General features: G+C 51.1%; 1 protein-coding gene. It reads right to left on the reverse strand.

The window, feature by feature from the left end; genetic code table 11:
- Window positions 1–1,051: immunoglobulin-like domain-containing protein (locus JMX18_RS13150; protein ID WP_201588374.1), on the reverse strand; the 1,051-nt coding region annotated here is incomplete at both ends.

The raw sequence follows: 1,051 nt of genomic DNA on the forward strand, positions 1-1,051 counted from the left end.
AAGAACCAGATCAACACTACTACTACCTGTCGGAATGGTTACTTGAACCACTCCGGTAAAGTCGACGCCGTTCGCCGCAATGCCACTATAAGTGACATCTACAGTAACTGGACTAAAGCTGGTAACTGGATTGCCGTTAGGATCAGTAAGACTGATCGGGAAGCTGGCACTATCGCCCTCGATTACATCGCCAACGGTGTCAGCAATGGAGACGGTGATGGTGTCTTCAGGACCGGGAACCGTTTCATCAACAATGTTCATATCAGCAGTTGCTTGACCGACCACGATGGCCTCGAAGCCGCCGCCAACTGGATTACTAATGGTGATGCCAACCAGCTCACTGCCCTCAGCAATAAAGTCGTCAATGGTATTGAGAACCAAATCAACACTACTACTACCTGTCGGAATGGTTACTTGTACCACCCCAGTGAAGTCGACGCCGTTCGCCGCAATGCCACTATAAGTGACATCTACAGTAACTGGACTAAAGCTGGTAACTGGATTGCCGTTAGGATCAGTAAGACTAATCGGGAAGCTGGCACTATCGCCCTCGATTACATCGCCAACGGTGTCAGCAATAGAGACGGTGATAGTGTCCTCAGGACCGAGCTCTACTTCATCAACGATATTCATATCGGCAGTTGCATTGCCTAAGACGATAGCTTCAAAGCCGCCGCCGACTGGGTTACTAATGGTAATACCAACCAGCTCACTGCCCTCAGCGATAAAGTCATCGATAGTCGCTAAGGTTAAGTTTGCACTGCTACTACCCGCTGGGATGGTGACGGTGGCGACACCTGTAAAGTCGGTGCCGTCAATGGCAATGCCGCTATAAGTCACATCAACCACCACATTGGTGATGGCGTTGACCGGATTGCCATTGCTATCCGTGAGGCTGATCGGGAAGACGCCGCTATCGCCCTCACTCACATCGCCGACGTTGTCAGCAATGGAGACGGTGATAGTATCCTCAGGACCAGGCTCTACTTCATCAACGATGGTACCGGTGCCGGTAACGCCGTCTACGGTGACAAGGGTGGTTTCATCAAGC

Origin of the sequence: Psychrobacter jeotgali, from assembly GCF_904846315.1 — a bacterium.
GTDB classification, from domain to species: Bacteria; Pseudomonadota; Gammaproteobacteria; order Pseudomonadales; family Moraxellaceae; genus Psychrobacter; species Psychrobacter jeotgali.